At 71.1% G+C, this 15,706-nt stretch carries 18 protein-coding genes; 9 read left to right on the top strand and 9 right to left on the bottom strand.

Going from position 1 to position 15,706, the window contains the following annotated elements; genetic code table 11:
• The first annotated feature begins 13 nt into the window (after positions 1 to 13).
• Positions 14 to 772, top strand: coding sequence for a MerR family transcriptional regulator (locus ACWGIU_RS02595; protein ID WP_453701842.1), 759 nt, complete (start codon positions 14 to 16; stop codon positions 770 to 772).
• Between the two features lie 120 nt (positions 773 to 892).
• Positions 893 to 1,606, top strand: a complete 714-nt coding sequence (locus tag ACWGIU_RS02590; RefSeq protein WP_453701841.1) for a DedA family protein — start codon at positions 893 to 895, stop codon at positions 1,604 to 1,606.
• Between the two features lie 117 nt (positions 1,607 to 1,723).
• On the opposite strand, the gene ACWGIU_RS02585 is transcribed toward ACWGIU_RS02590, so the two are convergent.
• Positions 1,724 to 3,364, bottom strand: coding sequence for a threonine/serine ThrE exporter family protein (locus tag ACWGIU_RS02585; RefSeq protein ID WP_453701840.1), 1,641 nt, complete (start codon positions 3,362 to 3,364; stop codon positions 1,724 to 1,726).
• 210 nt (positions 3,365 to 3,574) lie between these two features.
• Positions 3,575 to 4,069, bottom strand: a complete 495-nt coding sequence (locus ACWGIU_RS02580; protein ID WP_008742522.1) for an inorganic diphosphatase — start codon at positions 4,067 to 4,069, stop codon at positions 3,575 to 3,577.
• Between the two features lie 133 nt (positions 4,070 to 4,202).
• On the opposite strand from ACWGIU_RS02580, the gene dacB reads away from it, so the two are divergent.
• The 7 genes from dacB to ACWGIU_RS02545 all read left to right on the top strand — a co-directional run bounded on the left by dacB (position 4,203) and on the right by ACWGIU_RS02545 (position 11,876).
• On the top strand, positions 4,203 to 5,681 hold the full coding sequence (gene dacB, locus ACWGIU_RS02575; protein WP_453701839.1) for a D-alanyl-D-alanine carboxypeptidase/D-alanyl-D-alanine endopeptidase: 1,479 nt from the start codon (positions 4,203 to 4,205) through the stop codon (positions 5,679 to 5,681).
• 38 nt (positions 5,682 to 5,719) lie between these two features.
• Complete coding sequence (locus tag ACWGIU_RS02570) at positions 5,720 to 6,862, top strand: zinc-dependent metalloprotease (protein ID WP_453701838.1); 1,143 nt, start codon at positions 5,720 to 5,722, stop codon at positions 6,860 to 6,862.
• Positions 6,863 to 7,086: 224 nt separating this feature from the next.
• Positions 7,087 to 8,133, top strand: a complete 1,047-nt coding sequence (tilS, locus tag ACWGIU_RS02565) for a tRNA lysidine(34) synthetase TilS (protein WP_453701837.1) — start codon at positions 7,087 to 7,089, stop codon at positions 8,131 to 8,133.
• Between the two features lie 66 nt (positions 8,134 to 8,199).
• Complete coding sequence (hpt, locus tag ACWGIU_RS02560; RefSeq protein WP_030010907.1) at positions 8,200 to 8,760, top strand: hypoxanthine phosphoribosyltransferase; 561 nt, start codon at positions 8,200 to 8,202, stop codon at positions 8,758 to 8,760.
• Positions 8,761 to 8,982: 222 nt separating this feature from the next.
• A complete protein-coding gene (gene ftsH / locus ACWGIU_RS02555) occupies positions 8,983 to 11,010 on the top strand; it encodes an ATP-dependent zinc metalloprotease FtsH (protein WP_453701836.1) in 2,028 nt (675 codons plus the stop codon).
• Between the two features lie 105 nt (positions 11,011 to 11,115).
• Entirely contained in the window at positions 11,116 to 11,724 is a 609-nt protein-coding gene (gene folE, locus ACWGIU_RS02550; protein ID WP_030756162.1) for a GTP cyclohydrolase I FolE, read from the top strand.
• Between the two features lie 5 nt (positions 11,725 to 11,729).
• Positions 11,730 to 11,876: a hypothetical protein gene (locus ACWGIU_RS02545; RefSeq protein ID WP_453701835.1), complete on the top strand. Its 147-nt coding sequence runs from the start codon at positions 11,730 to 11,732 to the stop codon at positions 11,874 to 11,876.
• Positions 11,877 to 12,033: 157 nt separating this feature from the next.
• Here the strand turns inward: ACWGIU_RS02545 and amaP are convergent, their stop codons facing one another.
• The 7 genes from amaP to ACWGIU_RS02510 form a co-directional block, all read right to left on the bottom strand.
• Entirely contained in the window at positions 12,034 to 12,591 is a 558-nt protein-coding gene (gene amaP / locus ACWGIU_RS02540) for an alkaline shock response membrane anchor protein AmaP (protein ID WP_453701834.1), read from the bottom strand.
• Between the two features lie 4 nt (positions 12,592 to 12,595).
• Positions 12,596 to 13,156 carry a DUF6286 domain-containing protein gene (locus tag ACWGIU_RS02535; RefSeq protein WP_453701833.1) on the bottom strand — a complete coding sequence of 187 codons (561 nt, stop codon included), beginning with the start codon at positions 13,154 to 13,156 and terminating at the stop codon, positions 12,596 to 12,598.
• The gene (locus ACWGIU_RS02530; protein ID WP_453701832.1) at positions 13,153 to 13,518 is read right to left on the bottom strand and encodes a hypothetical protein; all 366 of its coding nucleotides are present in this window, start codon (positions 13,516 to 13,518) and stop codon (positions 13,153 to 13,155) included. Before ACWGIU_RS02530 ends, ACWGIU_RS02535 begins: the two co-directional genes overlap by 4 nt.
• A gap of 7 nt (positions 13,519 to 13,525) precedes the next feature.
• On the bottom strand, positions 13,526 to 13,711 hold the full coding sequence (locus ACWGIU_RS02525) for a hypothetical protein (protein WP_453701831.1): 186 nt from the start codon (positions 13,709 to 13,711) through the stop codon (positions 13,526 to 13,528).
• 15 nt (positions 13,712 to 13,726) lie between these two features.
• A complete protein-coding gene (locus ACWGIU_RS02520) occupies positions 13,727 to 14,158 on the bottom strand; it encodes an Asp23/Gls24 family envelope stress response protein (protein ID WP_453701830.1) in 432 nt (143 codons plus the stop codon).
• Positions 14,159 to 14,285: 127 nt separating this feature from the next.
• Complete coding sequence (locus tag ACWGIU_RS02515; RefSeq protein ID WP_453701829.1) at positions 14,286 to 15,065, bottom strand: enoyl-CoA hydratase/isomerase family protein; 780 nt, start codon at positions 15,063 to 15,065, stop codon at positions 14,286 to 14,288.
• 159 nt (positions 15,066 to 15,224) lie between these two features.
• Positions 15,225 to 15,446: a helix-turn-helix domain-containing protein gene (locus ACWGIU_RS02510; RefSeq protein ID WP_030010789.1), complete on the bottom strand. Its 222-nt coding sequence runs from the start codon at positions 15,444 to 15,446 to the stop codon at positions 15,225 to 15,227.
• Positions 15,447 to 15,706: the final 260 nt, after the last annotated feature.

Here is a 15,706-nt window from a genome sequence, read left to right as displayed (position 1 = left end):
AGAGGCGGAAAACATGAGCTACTCCGTGGGCCAGGTCGCCGGCTTCGCCGGAGTCACCGTGCGCACCCTGCACCACTACGACGAGATCGGGCTGCTCTCCCCGAGCGGCCGCAGCCACGCGGGACACCGGCGTTACGACGACGCCGACCTGGACCGGCTGCAGCGGATCCTGTTCTACCGGGAGCTCGGCTTCCCCCTCGACGAGGTCGCGGTCCTGCTGGACGACCCGGAGACGGATCAGCGGGAGCATCTGCGCCGGCAGCATGCCCTGCTGACCGACCGGATCGACCGGCTCCAGCAGATGGCCAAGGCTGTCGAGCACGCCATGGAGGCGAAGAAGATGGGCATCAACCTCACGCCCGAGGAGAAGTTCGAGGTCTTCGGGGACTTCGATCCCGACGAGCACGCCGAGGAGGCGGAGCGCCGCTGGGGCGGAACGGACGCGTACCAGGAGTCGGCGCGCCGGACGGCCTCGTACACCAAGGAGGACTGGCAGCGGGTCCAGGCGCGGGCCGAGGACATCAACCGGCGGTTCGCGGACCTGCTGGCCCTGGGGGCGCCCGCGGAGTCGGAGGAGGCCATGGACCTCGCCGAGGAGCACCGGGACTGGATCAACGGCAGCTACTACTTCTGCACGTACGAGGTCCACACCTGCCTCGGTGAGATGTACGTCGCGGACGAGCGGTTCACGGAGTACTACGAGGCCGTCCGGCCGGGCCTCGCCGTCTACGTCCGGGACGCGATCCTGGCGAACGCGGTGCGCAAGGCGTAGCCGGATGATCACCCGCGCGACCCCCTCCGGTCCCTGGAACCGGGCGGGGGTCGTGTGCGTTGATAATTGAAACCGCCCGCTCCGCACCACGCCCCCCGATTCCAGGAGAGCCCGGAACCCGTGTATACGCTTGCGCTCGGCCCAGAGTGGCTGTCCCCGGACTACCTGATCTCGCATTTCGGTCTGATCGGCATCCTGGTCATCGTCTTCGCCGAATCGGGACTCTTCGCGTTCCTCCCCGGCGACTCCCTGCTGTTCACGGCGGGCCTGCTGGTCGCGGACGGGCAGTACATCAAGCAGCCGCTGTGGCTGGTCTGCACCCTGATCGTGGCCGCCGCGATCATCGGTGACCAGGTCGGATACATGATCGGCAAGTTCTTCGGCCCGAAGCTCTTCAACCGGCCGAAATCCAAGCTCTTCAAGCGGGAGAACCTGGACAAGGCGCACGAGTTCATGGACAAGCACGGCCCGAAGGCCATCGTGCTCGCCCGCTTCGTGCCGATCATCCGAACCTTCGCGCCGATGGTCGCGGGCGCCGGAACGATGAAGTACCGCACCTTCCTGACCTTCAACGTCATCGGTGGCATCGGCTGGGGCGCGGGCGTCACGCTCGCCGGCTACTGGCTCGGGCAGATCGCCTTCATCAAGGAGCACGTCGAGTCGATCCTGGTGGCCATCGTCCTGCTGTCGGTCATCCCGGTGATCTTCGAGGTGCTCAAGGCCCGCAAGGAGAGCAAGGCGAACGGCGGCGCCGAGGCGGCCGGGGCCGAGGCCGTGGCCGACGGCTCCGCCCCGCAGGCCCCGGGCGCGCGCGGCCGCCACGCCAAGCGCTGAGACCCGCCCGCAGCACCCCGTACGACCCGTACCGCCCCGGAGGCCCGGCAGAGGCCCCGGGGCGTACGTGTGCCCGTACGAGCCCGCGTACGGGCATCCGTAGCGGCGCACCGGCGCTCAGAAGCCGCGGGTCCGCTTCGCCGCACGGCGCTTGGCGGCGCTGGCGGCCCCCGGGATGCGCATGAACAGCCGCGAGGCCTCCGACCCGAGATTGACCCCGATCGCGATGGCCAGCGCGATGGCCGCGGCGTTCACCAGCGAGCCCAGGCCCTCGTTCAGCCGGTTCTCGGCGATCAGCAGCAGCCCGTAGTACGTCGCCGAGCCGGGCAGCAGCGGGCCGATGGCGGCCGTCACGTACGGCAGGGCGGAGGCGAAGCGGTAGCGGGAGAAGAGCTGCCCGAAGAGGCCGACCAGGCCGGCCGCGACGGCGGTGGACGGGACGGGCGGGATGCCGCCCGCGTAGTGGAGGGCGCCGAAGGTGACCCAGGCGACCGCTCCGTTCAGCGTCACGATCCACACGGTGGAGCGTTCCTGCTGGAGCAGGATCGCGAAGGTGAACACCAGCACCATCGAGGCGGCGATCTGGATCAGCGGCCGCTGCTGGATCTGGAGGACTTCCTCCGGCCGCGGCGAGGCGTCGAGCTGCAGCCCCAGGTAGAGCACCACCAGCACGCCCATGATGATGCCGATGAAGAGGTACATGACCTCCAGCAGCCGGGCCGACGCGGTGATGTAGTAGCCGGTCAGGCCGTCCTGTACGGCCGCGACCAGGGCCCGTCCCGGCAGCAGCGCGAACAGCCCGCCGGTGATCACGGCGGATGCCTTGACGTCGATCCCCGTCATGTTGAGCGCGACGCCGATGGCGGCCGGCGGCATCGCGGCGACCACGAACTGGTAGAACTCGGGCAGCCCGCGTCCGGCGCACAGCCAGGCCAGGCGGTCACCGAGGACGGCGCCGATCGCTGCGGCGAAGAAGACGAGGACCCCGCCGCCGACCAGGGTGGAGGCGGCTCCGGCGAGCAGTCCGGCGGAGGCCGTGAGCATCCAGCCCGGGTACGGGTGCCGGTTGCGGCGGATCTCGGCGAGGCGCCGGTAGGCCTCCTCCAGCGACACGTCGATCTCGTGGGCGCTGATGTCGTCCACGAGCCGGAACACGGCGGCGAGCCGGTTGTAGTCCGTGCCGCGGCGGCGCACGGTCCGGCTGGCCGAGACCGGGTCGCCCACCAGCGAGGGGTGGTGGGTGATCGACAGCATGGTGAAGGTGACGGTCGGCTCGCAGCGGTCCAGCCCGTACGAGCGGGCCACCGCGAACATCGCGGCCTCCACGTCCTCGGCACCCTCACCGCCCGCGAGCAGCAGTTCGCCGATGCGCAGGGTCAGGTCGAGCACGCGGCCCACGGCGGGCCCGGTCTCGCTGTGGCGCTGCACGAGTTCCGGTACGGGACGCACGTCGACCGGCATGCGCAGCATCGTGCGCATACGGTCCTGCCAGGGCGATTCCTTCATCTGCGCGACGGGGAAGCCCTGGCCGGGGGTGTAGGCGGGCGGGGACTGCGCGGCCCGGTAGGTGGCCGGGGCGGCGAAGGCCGACCCCTCGGGCTCGGGCTCCACCGGATCGGCGCCCGCCGGACGGGCGAATTCGGAGGTGGGCTGGTCCTCCTCGAAAACGTCCGGCTCCATGCCGGGCGGCGGCGTGAAGGCGCTGTGCGCCTCGTCGGACTGGGGCTTCCTGTCCTCTGCCCCGTCGGCCTCCGCCACGCGTCCTCCAGTCCGTGATCACCCGGGACACCAGTATGCGGAATCGTTTCCTCCCGCCGCGCACCCGCCGCACACCCCCGCCTACCCGGTGGCGCCCGCCGCACCGGCCCGCGGACGCGACAGCGGGCGGCATCCCAGAGGGATACCGCCCGCCATGTCACACGGGGCGCGGGGGAGCACCCCGGCCCGTCAAAGCCGCCGAGCCTGAGCTCAGTGGTGGCCGCCCTGCGCCTCCAGGCGCTTGTACGAGGCCTCGATCTCGGCCTCGGCCTCGGTACGGCCGACCCAGTTCGCGCCCTCGACGGACTTGCCCGGCTCCAGGTCCTTGTAGACCTCGAAGAAGTGCTGGATCTCCAGGCGGTCGAACTCGGAGACGTGGTGGATGTCGCGCAGGTGCTCGACACGCGGGTCCGAGGCCGGCACGCACAGCAGCTTGTCGTCGCCGCCCGCCTCGTCCGTCATGCGGAACATGCCGATGGCGCGGCACTTGATCAGGCAGCCCGGGAAGGTCGGCTCGTCAAGGATGACCAGCGCGTCCAGCGGGTCGCCGTCCTCGCCGAGGGTGTTCTCGACGAAGCCGTAGTCGGCCGGGTAGCTGGTCGAGGTGAAGAGGCGACGGTCCAGACGGATCCGGCCGGTCTCGTGGTCCACCTCGTACTTGTTCCGCGAACCCTTGGGGATCTCGATGGTGACGTCGAACTCCACGTCCTGCTCCTCCATGATCAGCTGCATTGCTTCGGGACTGCGTCGATTCGTCTGCGTGCGCGTCCGGCCCAGCCCTGCCGGGTGGGGTGCCATGCTCGCGGCAAGACGCAGTGGTTAAGTGTCCCTCACGCATATGTGTGATCGCGAAAGGGGCTGGTCCGAGGTGCCATTGGTCAAGACCTGGCAGCTCATCGCAGGGTCGGCCGTCGCCGGCCTCGCCCTGTCGGTGGCAGCGGTGACCGCGGCCGGTCCTTGGGACTCCGGCCAGCGTAAGGCCGAGCGGGACAGAGCCGCCTCCTGGGGCCGCACGGGTGGCGCAGATCACGGTGGAGGGCCCGGCTCCGGCGCCCTGCCCGAAGCCGCGCCCAGCGCCCCCGGGGTGCTCGGCGCGATCGGCCCCGGCGCCCCGCGCGCGCAGAGCGCCCCCGCCGCGCCCGCCTCCGCCGGAGGCCTGACCGCCGCGCTGAAGCCGCTGCTCGCCGATCCCGCGCTCGGCACCGTCCGTACCGCGTCCGTGGTCGACACCGCCACCGGGCAGGTCCTCTACGAGTACGGGGCCCGGGACGCGATGACTCCCGCCTCCACCGTCAAGATCGCCACCGCCGCGGCCGTGCTGGCCGCCCTCGGCCCCGAGCACCGGATCAGGACCACCGTCACGCCCGGCGCCGCCCCCGGACAGATCGTCCTGGCCGGCGGCGGCGACCCCTCGCTCACCGCGAAGAAGAAGAGCCCCGCCGGATCCGGCGGCAGCCTCGTCGCCCTCGCGGCCGACACCGCGCAGGCCCTCAAGGCCGCCGGCACCGACACCGTGACCCTCGGATACGACGACAGCCTCTACACCGGCCCCACCCGCCACCCGATCGGCGTCAACCCCAACATCGCTCCGGTGACCGCCCTGACGACCGACGAGGGCCGTCCCGACGACTCCACCTCCGGTCCCGTCGACCGGACCGACGACCCGTCCGGGGACGCCGCGCGGGCCTTCGGCACCCTGCTGGCGGAACGCGGCATCGACGTCACCGGCGAGCCGGCCCGGGCCAAGGCCGCCGCCGGCGTCCAGCCGCTGGCCGTCACCCTCTCCACCCCCATCGCCGGGCTCGTCGAGCGGATGCTGACCAACAGCGACAACGACATCGCCGAGGCCCTCGCCCGGCAGACCGCCCTCGCCTCCGGCCGGCCCGCGAGCTTCGAGGGTGCCGAGAAGGCCGTCACCGACCGGCTCACCGCCCTCGGCGTCGACACCGCCGGCTCCCGCTTCGCCGACGGCAGCGGCCTGAACCGTGCCGACAAGGTCAGCGCCGGCCTGCTCACCGGGCTCCTCACCAAGGCCGCCGACCCCCAGCGCCCCGAGCTGCGCCCGGTCCTCACCGGACTGCCCGTCGCGGGATTCACCGGCACGCTCAAGGCCCGCAACTCGGGCAGCTCCCCGGCCGCCGGCCTGCTCCGAGCCAAGACCGGCACCCTGACCGGGGTGAACTCCCTCTCCGGGACGGTCGTCGACTCCTCCGGCCGACTCCTCGCCTTCGCCTTCCTCACGGCGAACAGCCCCGGCCCCGAGGGCGCCGAGAAGGCCCTCGATAAGCTGGCCGCGGCCGTCGCGACCGCTTCGTAGGGGGTCCGCATGCGGGCCGGTCCACGTACGGTTGACGCATGACGAGCATCGGTGGTGCGGAGATGGTCGACTGGAACCTCGCGGTGGCGACCGCGACCCGGCTGGTACGACCCGGCCCGGAGGTCACCCGGGACGAGGCGCGGGCCGTCGTCGCGGAGCTGCGGCGGCACGCCAGGACCTCGGAACGGCACGTGCGCGAGTTCACCCGGATGATCCCCGAGGGGTCGGCCGTCCCCGACACGCCCGTCCTGGTCGTCGACCGGGCGGGCTGGGTCAGGGCCAACGTCGCCGGATTCCGCGAGCTGCTCCAGCCGCTCCTCGGCAAAATGCAGGAACGGCGCGCGGGCGCCCCCGGCGGAGCCGTCCTCGGAGCCGTCGGCGGCAAGGTCACCGGCGTCGAAGTGGGCATGCTGCTGAGCTTCCTGGCCTCCCGTGTCCTGGGCCAGTACGAGACCTTCGCGCCGGTCACCCGGGATCTGCCCGCCTCCGCCGGCGGCGGCCGGCTGCTGCTCGTCGCGCCCAACATCGTGCACGTCGAGCGCGAGCTGGAGGTGCACCCCCACGACTTCCGGCTCTGGGTCTGCCTGCACGAGGAGACGCACCGTACACAGTTCACGGCCGTCCCGTGGCTGCGCGACCACCTCGAAGGCGAAATCCAGACGTTTCTCGGCGCCACCGAAATCGACCCGTCCACCGTCCTGGAACGCATCCGCGAAGCCGCCCAGTCCTTCGTCGGTGCCCGCCCCGACGCCGAGCACGGTGACGAGGGACACTCCCTCGTGGAGCTCGTACAGACCCCCGAGCAGCGCGAGATCCTGGGCCGGCTGACCGCCGTCATGTCCCTGCTGGAAGGTCACGCCGACTTCGTCATGGACGGGGTCGGCCCCCAGGTGGTGCCCTCCGTCGCCGAGATCCGCGAGAAGTTCCAGCAGCGCAGGGCCAGCGGCGCGGGCCGCCTCGACGCCGCCCTGCGCAAACTGCTCGGCCTCGACGCCAAGCTGCGCCAGTACCGCGACGGCGAGCGCTTCGTCCGCGCGGTCGTCGGCCAGGTCGGCATGGACGGCTTCAACCGGGTGTGGACCTCCCCGAACACGCTGCCGACCAAAGCCGAGATCGCCAGCCCCGCCGACTGGGTGGCACGCGTGCACCGCAAGGGGAGCGAACCGAGCGAAGCGGAGTGACACACGGGGCGTAAACATGTCTCACTGGGGGAAGCAGCGTCACCCATCCGAGGGACCGTGGGCCGTGGAAGGGCGTGCGATGCTCGGGGAACGGCTCGGCTCTGTCACCATCGACGCACTCTGAGTGACATCCTCCCGTTCCGCGGGGGCAGCCGGGCAGCAGCACCCCAGCACACCACCCCAACGCCTCCGAGGCATCCGAACTCCATCGAAGGGCACCGGACATGGGTCCCCATCCTGCGGTCGCGGCGATACGCCTGGCGGTCCGCCGCGTACTCCACGACGTCCTCACCGACCTCACCGACCACCCGGGCAGTCCCGTCACCCCCCGCCGTGCAGGGGGTGCCCTGCCGCTCGTCCTCGTCGCCTGCTCCGGCGGCGCCGACTCCATGGCGCTCGCCTCCGCCCTCGCCTTCGAGGCCCCCAAGCTCGGCCTCCGGGCCGGCGGCATCACCGTCGATCACGGACTGCAGCCCGGATCCGACCTGCGCGCCGCCGAGGTCGTCACCCGCATGACCGCACTCCGCCTCGACCCGGTGGAGTCCGTCGCCGTGCGCGTCGGCCGTGACGGTGGGCCCGAGGCCGCCGCCCGCGACGCCCGCTACGGGGCCCTGGACGAGGCCGCGGACCGCCTCGGCGCCGCTGCCGTGCTGCTCGGCCACACCCGGGACGATCAAGCCGAAACCGTCCTGCTGGGCCTGGCGCGCGGCTCCGGCATCCGCTCGCTCTCCGGCATGCCCGAGGTCTCCGGCGGCACCGCCGGCCGTACGAACCGCTACCGCCGCCCCTTCCTCCAGGTCGACCGGCAGACCGCCCGCAAGGCCTGCATGGTCCAGTCCCTCCCCGTCTGGGACGACCCGCACAACATCGACCCCGCCTACACCCGCTCCCGGCTGCGCCACGAGGGACTGCCCGCCCTCGAGAAGGCGCTCGGCAAGGGAGTCGTCGAGGCGCTCGCCCGCACCGCGCAGCTCTCCCGCGACGACGCCGACGCCCTGGACGCCTGGGCCGCCGAGGCGGAGACGGGCGTACGCGACGCGGCCGGCCGCCTGGAGTGCGCCAAGCTCTACGCCCTGCCCCCGGCCGTCCGCCGCCGCGTGCTGCGCAGGGCCGTCGTCGCGGCGGGGTCTCCCGCGGGCTCTCTCTTCGCCCGTCACATCGAAGAAGTCGACCGTCTCATCACCGGATGGCGCGGTCAGGGCGCCATCAACCTGCCCGGCCGGGTCGAGGCCCAGCGGCAGGGTGGCAGACTTGTCATCCGGCAGGGCTGATTGGTGCTGAAACACGGCTGAGTCCTCCGGGGTCGCCCCCCGGAGCCCCGGCCGACAACGAAAGTGATGCGGGTGGACGAGAAGGACATGGGCAACGACCTCCAGTCGGTGCTCATCACCAAGGAAGAGATCGACGCGAAGCTGGCCGAGCTGGCCGCGAAGATCGACGCGGAGTACGCGGGCAAGGACCTGCTCATCGTCGGTGTGCTCAAGGGCGCCGTGATGGTGATGGCGGACCTGGCGCGTGCCTTGTCCACCCCGCTCACCATGGACTGGATGGCGGTGTCCTCGTACGGCGCCGGGACCCAGTCCTCCGGTGTGGTGCGGATCCTCAAGGACCTTGACACCGACATCAAGGACAAGCACGTCCTGATCGTCGAGGACATCATCGACTCGGGCCTGACGCTGTCCTGGCTGCTGTCGAACCTGGGCTCCCGCCAGCCGGCCTCCCTGGAGGTCGTCACGCTGCTGCGCAAGCCCGAGGCCGCGAAGGTCGCGATCGACGTGAAGTGGGTCGGCTTCGACATCCCCAACGAGTTCGTCGTGGGCTACGGCCTGGACTACGCGGAGAAGTACCGCAACCTGCCGTTCGTCGGCACGCTCGCCCCGCACGTCTACGGCGGCTGATCCCGCTCCCGCCCCCGCTTCCGCTGCCGTCCCCGGGAACCCCGCCGAGCCTGAGGGGAACCTGGGGGCGATTCCCGCCGTTGAAGCAGGGGAAGGCGGGTCTGTCAGCCGTCCCACAGGGCCGCGGGTGACAATTCAGGGGTACATTCCGAAGAACAGTCTTTACTCACAGCAGCATTTACCTACGGGCAGGAGGGACGGGACGCCTGGCGTCCCGTATGGATGGACGTGAAGCGATACTTCCGTGGGCCGGTCATGTGGATCGTGCTGGCCGTCCTCGCCGTGGTCGTGTTGATGAATGTCGTCGGCTCCGGCGGCGGCTACAAGTCGGTGGACACCAGCGAGGTCATCAAGGCGATCAACACTGGCCAGGTGGAGACAGCCAAGCTGACCACCGGCGACAGCCAGATGATCAAGATCGAGCTCAAGCAAGGCGAGAAGCTCGGCAAGCACGACGGCACCAAGTTCCAGGCCAACTACATCGGGGATCAGGGCGTCCAGCTCGCCCAGAGCCTCCAGACCAAGTACGACGCCGGTCAGATCCCGGACGGGTACTCCGTCACGCCGGACAAGACCAGCCCGTTCCTGAGCGTGCTGCTCTCGCTCCTGCCGTTCGTCCTCATCGTCCTGGTCTTCCTGTTCCTGATGAACCAGATGCAGGGTGGCGGCTCCCGGGTCATGAACTTCGGGAAGTCCAAGGCCAAGCTCATCACCAAGGACACCCCGAAGACGACGTTCGCCGATGTCGCGGGCGCGGACGAGGCCGTCGAGGAACTCCACGAGATCAAGGAGTTCCTGCAGGAGCCGGCGAAGTTCCAGGCTGTCGGCGCCAAGATCCCCAAGGGCGTGCTGCTGTACGGCCCGCCCGGCACCGGAAAGACCCTGCTGGCGCGTGCCGTCGCGGGTGAGGCCGGTGTCCCCTTCTACTCGATCTCCGGATCCGACTTCGTCGAGATGTTCGTCGGTGTCGGTGCCTCGCGTGTCCGCGACCTGTTCGAGCAGGCCAAGGCCAACGCCCCGGCGATCGTCTTCGTCGACGAGATCGACGCAGTCGGCCGGCACCGCGGTGCGGGTCTCGGCGGCGGTCACGACGAGCGCGAGCAGACCCTCAACCAGCTGCTGGTCGAGATGGACGGCTTCGACGTGAAGGGCGGCGTCATCCTGATCGCCGCCACGAACCGTCCGGACATCCTCGACCCGGCGCTGCTGCGCCCGGGCCGCTTCGACCGGCAGATCGCGGTCGACCGTCCGGACATGCAGGGCCGTCTGGAGATCCTCAAGGTTCACCAGAAGGGCAAGCCGGTCGCCCCGGACGTCGACTTGGGCGCAGTCGCCCGTCGCACGCCCGGCTTCACCGGTGCCGATCTCTCCAACGTTCTGAACGAGGCCGCGCTGCTCACGGCCCGCTCGGACAAGAAGCTGGTCGACAACCACGCGCTGGACGAGGCGATCGACCGTGTCGTGGCGGGCCCGCAGAAGCGGACCCGGATCATGTCGGACCGGGAAAAGAAGATCACCGCGTACCACGAGGGCGGACACGCCCTGGTCGCGGCGGCCTCCCCGAACTCCGACCCGGTCCACAAGATCACGATCCTGTCCCGCGGCCGGGCCCTGGGTTACACCATGGTCCTGCCCGACGAGGACAAGTACTCGACCACGCGCAACGAGATGCTCGACCAGCTGGCGTACATGCTGGGCGGGCGCGCGGCGGAGGAGCTGGTCTTCCACGACCCGACCACCGGCGCGGCGAACGACATCGAGAAGGCCACCGCCACGGCGCGGGCCATGGTCACGCAGTACGGCATGACCGAGCGTCTCGGTGCGATCAAGTTCGGCGGCGACAACACCGAGCCGTTCCTGGGTCGCGAGATGTCGCACCCGCGGGACTACTCGGAAGAGGTCGCGGCGCTGGTCGACGAAGAGGTCAAGAAGCTCATCGAGACCGCGCACAACGAGGCCTGGGAGATCCTTGTCGAGAACCGTGACGTCCTCGACAACCTGGTCCTCGCGCTGCTGGAGAAGGAGACGCTGAACAAGGAGCAGATCGCCGAGATCTTCTCGACGATCGTGAAGCGTCCGGCCCGCCCCGCGTGGACCGGCTCCTCCCGCCGCACCCCCTCCACCCGTCCGCCGGTGCTCTCTCCCAAGGAGCTCCAGCTGACGAACTCGGCGAACGGCACGTCGGCCGCCGCCCTGCCCGTCTCCACGGAGAAGGGCATCGAAGTGGCTCCCGAGGACCGCCCCGAGTAACCGGCGGCCGGACCCACCCGGAATGGAAGCCGCGCCCCCCAGGTTCTAGCCTGGGGGGCGCGGCCCATTTGTACGACCGCGTGTGCGGACAGGAACGAGGATGAGATGACCGACCCAGTGACCCTGACCGGTGACGAGGGCACGATCGGCGTGTTCGACGAGAAGCGCGCCGAGGCGGCGGTCCGTGAGCTCCTGATCGCGGTCGGCGAGGACCCGGACCGCGAAGGCCTGCTGGAGACCCCGGCGCGCGTGGCGCGGTCGTACCGGGAGATATTCGCCGGCCTGTACCAGAAGCCGGAAGAGGTCCTGACCACGACGTTCGATCTGGGCCACGACGAGATGGTCCTGGTGAAGGACATCGAGGTGATGTCGAGCTGTGAGCACCATCTGGTCCCGTTCCACGGCGTGGCCCACGTCGGCTACATACCCTCCACGGACGGCAAGATCACCGGCCTGTCGAAGCTGGCCCGCCTCGTGGACGTGTTCGCCCGCCGTCCGCAGGTGCAGGAGCGGCTGACCACGCAGATCGCGGACTCCCTGATGGAGATCCTGGACCCGCGCGGAGTCATCGTGGTCATCGAGTGCGAGCACATGTGCATGACCATGCGCGGCGTGCGCAAGCCCGGCGCGAAGACCATCACCTCGGCGGTCCGCGGTCAGCTCCGCGACCCGGCCACCCGCAACGAGGCCATGAGCCTGATCATGGCCCGCTGAGCCCGGTGCCCGGGCCGGACGGCTGGGAGCCGCTGAGCGAGGACGTCCGGCGGACGCTCGAACTGCTGCCGGCCGGGGAGCCGGACGCCGGACGGCGCTTCCGGGACCGGATTCCGCACGCCGACCCGCCCCGGCCCGGGGCCGCCGCCTAGTGCTGTGGCCGGGAAGGTTTGCCGGGTTGCGGCGTCCGGTGTGGTGCATCGCAAGGCGGAGGGCCGCGGCTCGTACTGGACGTACTTGCGCGGTCCGACAACGCGGCGAGGTGCCGTGCCGGGCGTCGTGACCCGGTGAACCTTTCCGGTCACAGCACTAGGTGACGCGCTGGGCCCGGTGGGACGTGACCTTGAGGCGGGCCTCCGCGGGCAGTTCCGGGAGGCCCACCGAGGTCCGGGCGTGATCCAGGACCGGGCCGGCCACGGCGGCCAGGGCGTCGGCGGGGACCGCGTGGGGTTCCAGTTCCAGGGCGACCCGCAGCGCCGGCGACCCGCGCCGCCCGCGCAGGGCGACCCGACAGCCGGCGACCCCGTCCAGGGCTCCGGCTTCCGCGGCCACCGCCTCCTCGATCGCGCGCCCGCGCAGCATGGCGTACGCCCCGTCCCCGGTGTCCACGACCACCGCCCGCAGTCGCGGCCGTCTGAGCTGGGACAGCAGCCACCACAGCGCCAGCAGCACGCACACCGTGAGAGCGGCGAGCACCGCCCACCACCACCAGCCGTCGGCGTGCCCGTACCGGTTCCTGATCTCCTCGCTCAGCAGTGGCGCGTGGCGGCCGTGCAGCGGCCACGAGCCCGACAGCACCACGATCCCGGCCGCCAGCAGGACCGCTCCGGCCACGGCCAGCAGGATCCGGTTCACCGTTGCGAGCATCCGTTCACCTCCTGACCCGTACGCGCGGCTGCGGCGGGTGCGCCAGGCCCAGTTCCTCGATGCCGACGGCGATCACCGCGTCGAGGTCGGCCCGTACGTCGTCCAGCTCGCGGAAGTGCGAGGTGGCCCGCACCTTGACGTGGGACCGGCCCACCTTGACCCGGACCGACCGTACTCCGGACACCTCCATGGCCCGGTCCCGCAGGATCTGCGCGGCGTCCTTGCGGCCGAGCCCGGCCCGGACCCCCGCCCGCCGGTCCGGGGGCCGCATCGGCAGGATCGCGCGCAACCCGGGGGCGAGCGCCAGCAGCAGGAGGATCGCCCCGGCCAGCACCAGGGCCCCTGCGATCAGCTGCACCCCCAGGTCCGCGGGGGTGTGCGTCGCCAGCCGGTCGGTCAGGTCGCGGCGCCAGCTCATCCCGGGCCGGCCGGCCCGTACGGCGGCCAGGTCGTACAGGAACAGGACCGCCGCCCCGAGCACGACCAGGGCGGTCAGCGCGGCGGGCACCCGCCGGGCGGAGCGGAAGCGGTGGACCCGGCCGGGGCCGGAGCCGTGGGCCGTCACCGCAGCCGCCGGTCCCGCCCGGTGGCGGTCCGGGTCCGGGTGGAGTGCAGGTGCTCGATGTCGATGTCCACCTCGGGTACGGACATGGACGCGCATTCCTCGATCCGCAGCGCGACCTGCCGGCGTACGGCCGCGCACTGGGCGGCCAGATCGGAGGGGTAGTCCAGCTCCAGGCTGACCCGGACCCGGGCGATGTCGTGATGCACGGTGACGGCGGCGTGCGGGGGCGTGCCCGGGAGCGTGGCGAGCGCCTCCCGGGCGGCCTGGGCGGCGATCTTCGCGACGACCCGGTCGGCGATACGGGTGGCTCCGCGCTCGGCGGCGTCCGCCCGGGGCGGGGCGGAGCGCGGTGGGCTGCTCATCGGCGCCTCACCCGCGCCGGTCGTCACGGCGGCGGAACAGGTCACCTGGTTCCAGGTCACCGTCGAGGAACCGCCCGGCGACGAAGCCGATGGTGCCGAGGGCGGCCACCAGCAGGAAGGCCCCGAAGCCGCCGAAGTAGCCGGCGAACGCGAGGGCCATGCCGGCGAACATTCCGGCGATCGCCATGCTCATGCGGGGTCCTCTCGGTCACTGGAGACGGGATTCCGGCTCCTCGTCGGGCTCATCGGGCAGCTTGACGTCGCTCACCGCGATGTTGACCTCGACGACCTCCAGGCCGGTCATCCGCTCGACCGCCGAGATGACGTTCTCCCGGACCGCCCGCGCCACGGCGCGGATCGACACGCCGTAGTCCACGACGATCTCCAGGTCGAGGGCCGTCTGGACCTCGCCGACCTCCGCCTTGACCCCGCGGCTGACGCCGGCCTTCTGCCCGCCGGGCACCCGGTCGCGGACGGCGCCGAAGGTACGGGAGAGGCCGCTGCCGCTGCCCATGGCGTGCACGCCCACGACCTCGCGGGCGGCCAGCCCGGCGATCTTCTCGACCACTCCGTCGGCGATGCTCGTACGTCCCCGGTCGCCGGGCTCCTTGCCGGAGCCCCCTGCTGCGGATTCGGTCATCGCGATTCCCTTCGCGTGGGTGACGGACTCACTCCGCTCCACGGTAGGCGCCGCGCGGCGCGGGCGCCCCGGGACTACGCCGGTCGGCTGGCCGACTTCGCCCGGGGTTCCGGCGTTTCGGCGCCCCTCAGTCGGAGAGACCGGCCAGGTCCCGCAGGCGGCGGGCCTGGGCCGCGCGCTCGGCGGCGCGCTGGTCGTCGTAGGGGCGGGCCTGGGCGGAGCGCAGCAGCGTCTTCGTCTCGATGACGGCGTCCCGCGGCGGTGCCAGCAGGGCCGTGGTGAGGTCCTGGACGGCGGCGTCGAGCTCGTCCGCGGGGACGACGAGGTTGGCGAGGCCGACCCGCTCCGCCTCCTCGGCGTGCACGAAGCGGCCCGTCGCGCAGATCTCCAGCGCGCGGGCGTAGCCGACCAGGGAGGTCAGGGGCTGGGTACCGGCCAGGTCGGGGACCAGGCCCAGGCTGGTCTCGCGCATGGCGAACTGCACGTCGTCCGCGACCACGCGCAGGTCGCACGCGAGCGCGAGCTGGAAGCCGGCGCCGATCGCGTGCCCCTGCACGGCGGCGACGGAGATGATGTCGTGACGCCTCCACCAGGTGAATGCCTCCTGGTACTCGGCGATCGTGGAGTCGAGCAGTTCGTCCGAACCGCGTGCCAGATCGAGGAAGGACGGCTCGCCCTCGAAACCTTCGGGGGTGAACGCCTGCCGGTCGAGCCCTGCGGAGAAGGACTTGCCCTCACCGCGCAGCACGACGATCCGGACGGTGCCCGGCAACAACCTCCCGGCCTCGGCCAAAGCCCGCCAGAGCGCGGGGGATTGGGCATTTCGCTTGGCCGGATTGGTCAGTGTCACCGTGGCGACCGTGTCGTCGACGGTGAGTCGTACGCCGTCCTTGTCGAGCAGAGCCATCTCTCATGCCTCCGGTGTGCAGTCGGCCGCAAGCTCGGCCTAAGTGACTGCACAGTAACCACCCAGCCGACCGGAGGGCCGACCGGGGGTCACCGAAGGAACCGTCGGATCATGATGGACCTTGAAGCTGTTGGAGCGTTGGAACCGCTGGGCCCGGGGTCAGGCCGTAGCCGCCTTCTTGCCGCGCGTCGCGCCTCCGCGACCACGCAGCGACACCCCGGACTCACTGAGCATCCGATGGACGAATCCGTAGGACCGGCCGGTCTCTTCGGCCAGTGCCCGGATACTCGCACCGGAGTCGTACTTCTTCTTCAGGTCTGCCGCGAGCTTGTCGCGCGCGGCGCCGGTTACCCGGCTGCCCTTCTTCAGAGTCTCGGCCACCCGTGCCTCCTCATGGGAAGTGCGCTCTGGACTTCTCATGATCACCCCTCCCACGCTTCCTGGCCACCCATTCAGCAAGGTCCGTACGACGGCATTTCTCGACCGGTGGACACCTGAGCAGAACGGAATCTCCTCTTCCGCTGCATGACTTCCGTCACACTCCGCTGCCCTCCACGGGAATCAGCAGGTCAGGGGCGTGGAAGCGGAAAACGAACGACCCCGGCCGCGCACCTTGCGAGGCGCGGCCGGGGCCGTCGTAC

It is taken from the genome of Streptomyces sp. NPDC054840 (assembly GCF_053611065.1).
This window is presented reverse-complemented; position numbering and strand designations above follow the sequence as displayed.